The organism is Streptomyces sp. NRRL WC-3549, assembly GCF_000721935.1.
In the GTDB taxonomy this organism is placed as follows: domain Bacteria; phylum Actinomycetota; class Actinomycetes; order Streptomycetales; family Streptomycetaceae; genus Streptomyces.
This window is the reverse complement of record NZ_KL585426.1, coordinates 120,126-122,714: the sequence shown is the minus strand read 5'-3', so window position 1 is coordinate 122,714 and position 2,589 is coordinate 120,126. Positions and strand designations below refer to the sequence as shown.

The window sequence follows — 2,589 nt, the reverse complement described above, 5'->3', positions numbered from 1 at the left end:
GTTCCCCCCGGTGTTCCCGAGCGGCTCGCGCAGGACAAACATTACCTCACTCCGAGGACCGGATCGACGCCCGTACCTGCTGGGCGCGGGTCGCGAGCATCTCGGCGCCGCACGCGGTGGCGAGGTGCTCGGCTCTGGTGAGCTCGGCCGTGGACCTGATCGCCTTTCCGTACTCGAAGCGGGCCAGGGCGTGCTCGTAGGAGGAGGACGAGGCCTCCAGGTGGCGGACCGCGTCGGCCAGGAGTTGGACCGCCTCCTCGGGAGGCGCGAAGAGGGCGACGCAGCGCAGGGCCTCGCCGATGGCGGTGTCCGTGCCGAAGCGTTCCGCGTGCACCCGGGCTCCGGCGGCGATGCGGGCGGCCCGGGGCGGGTCGGTGTCGGCCAGCGCACGGGCGAGGTCGCCCGCCCAGGGCGCCCAGACCCCGTTGAACCTGCCCCGTGGTTCCAGTGCCGCCTGCGCCGCCTCCAGTTCGGCCACGGCCTCCTCGGTACGGCCTTCGGCCAGCAGCAGCTTCCCGTGGACGCACGGGGCGTCGGGCAGCACCATGGCGCCGCTCGGGTAGGGCGGGCCGAAGTCGTACCGGTCGGCGATCCGCCGGGCCTCGGCCGTGCGGCCACGGGCCAGGAGCGTGTCGACCAGCAGGCAGGTCGCGTCCCAGTGGACGGGCAGCCCGCTGCCCGCGCGGTCCGCCAGCCGCAGCCCCTCCCGCAGGAAGCCCTCGGCCTCGGCGAGACGTCCCCGCCGGCGGTGCACCAGGCCCAGCAGGGTGTGGGCGAAGGCGAGGTGGGCTCCGCTCCAGCCGGAGATCTCGAACGCCCGCACCGCTTCGCCGAAGAGCTCCTCGGCGCGGTCCAGACGGTCGGTGAAGGCGAAGGTGATGCCGATCATGGCGGGCAGTTCGAAGCCCCACTCGGTGTCGGTCCAGCCGAGACCGCGGGCGGGGCGGCCGTCCACCAGGGCCCGGTCGAGGAAGTCGACGACGAGTTCGGCGTTCTCCCCGCGCAGCATGGCGTCGAAGGCGCGCAGGATGAGCATGGCGCGTTCGGCGTTGTCCCGGCCCTTGAGGTGGTCGGCGTTGCGGGCGAGCCTGGCCGAGCGCGCCGGTCCGTCGTCCTCGGTGGCCTGCATGCCCTCCCAGAGGAAGTGGGCGGCCTGCAGGCGCATCAGGCCGGGACCCGGTGCCGTACGGGCGGCCTCCGCGGCCAGGGAGAGGGCCGCGTCCTTCAGCTGGTTGTTGTGGGACAGGGCGGCCGCCAGCCGGAACGTCGCGTCGATCCGCAGCGACTCGTCCAGGCCGGGTGTGTCCAGTGCGGCGCGCAGGTGCTGCACCGTGGTGGACGGTGCGCTGAGCAGGGTGGCGCAGCCCAGTTCGTACAGGAGGGCCGCCCGGTCGTGGGGCCTGGGCGGTTCGGCCAGGGCGCGTTCCAGGCAGCGGCGGGCGGCGTCCGGGGCCCCGACCGCGAGGTGCCGGGCCGCCGCGGCGCGGAGCTGGGCGACGACTTCCTGGTCGTCGTCCGGGTGGACTTCGAGGAGGTGCCGGGAGGCCGCCGCGGGACCGAGGCCGGCCTGGGTGATGGCCCATGCGGCCCTGCCGTGCATGGCGGTGCGGGTCGCGGGCGGGATGGAGCGGTAGACCGCGCTGGCGATGAGCGGGTGGACGAATTCCAGCGGGTCGAAGCCGCTGACGATCCGGGCTTCGCGCAGTCGTGCCGTGCAGTCGGCGGCCTCCGCCGGGCTCATCCCGGCCAGCGATGCGGCGAGTTCCTGGGAGATCTCGGTGCCGAGCACGGCCGCCGCCCAGGCGAACCGGTTGGCGTTGGTGCCCAACCGTTCGAGGCGGGTGATCAGACCGCTGCCCCGGGCGGAGGCGCCGAGTTCGCGCAGCAGCCCGGCGGAGTCCTCCACCGGCGCCAGTTCGCGGTCCTGCGCCTTGGCGACGAGTTCGACCGCCTCGTACGGGTTGCCGCCGGTGACGGCCCAGACCTCGCGGCAGAACGGGTCGTCGGCGTGCTCGCCCAGGGCCGCCCGCACCAGCTCTGCCGTGGCGTCCGGGGTGAGCGGGCGCAGCGCCACCCTGGTCAGTGCCGTCCGTCCGCCGCTCTCCGGGTCGCGGGCCTGCGCCCAGTCGGCGTTGCGGTCGGCGAGTTCCTGGGGCCGGTGGGCCTGGACGACCAGGACCGGCAGTTCGGACAGGCGGGCGGTGAACCCGGCGAGCCAGGCGAGGGATTCGCCGTCCGCCCAGTGGGCGTCGTCCACTATGAGCAGTAAGGGGCGGTGGCTGAGGCGGGAGGCGAGCCGGGCGACGAGGAAGTCCAGGCCGTCCCTGACGCCTTGGGGATCGGGCTGCGGGCCGCTGGGTACGGCGAGGCCGAGGGCGGGTGCGGTGATCTCGAACCAGTCGCCGAACAGGGCCCGGGTCTCGTCCACGGGGAACTGGCTCAGCGCGGGCTGCAGGAGTTGGCGCACGACGTGGAACGGCACCGAGGTCACGGTCTCGCCGCCGCGTGCCGACCAGACGGTGCAGCGGTCGGCGGCCATGGTGCGGATCTCGTCGAGCAGTGCGGTCTTGCCGATCTGTCTCTTATACA

The 2,589-nt window shown here is 74.1% G+C and carries 1 protein-coding gene; it reads right to left on the bottom strand.

The genetic code is table 11. The annotated features are described in order from the left end of the window. Positions 1-46: 46 nt before the first annotated feature. A partial coding sequence (locus IH13_RS0128985; RefSeq protein WP_063837507.1) for an ATP-binding protein occupies positions 47-2,589 on the bottom strand: 2,543 nt, incomplete at its 5' end.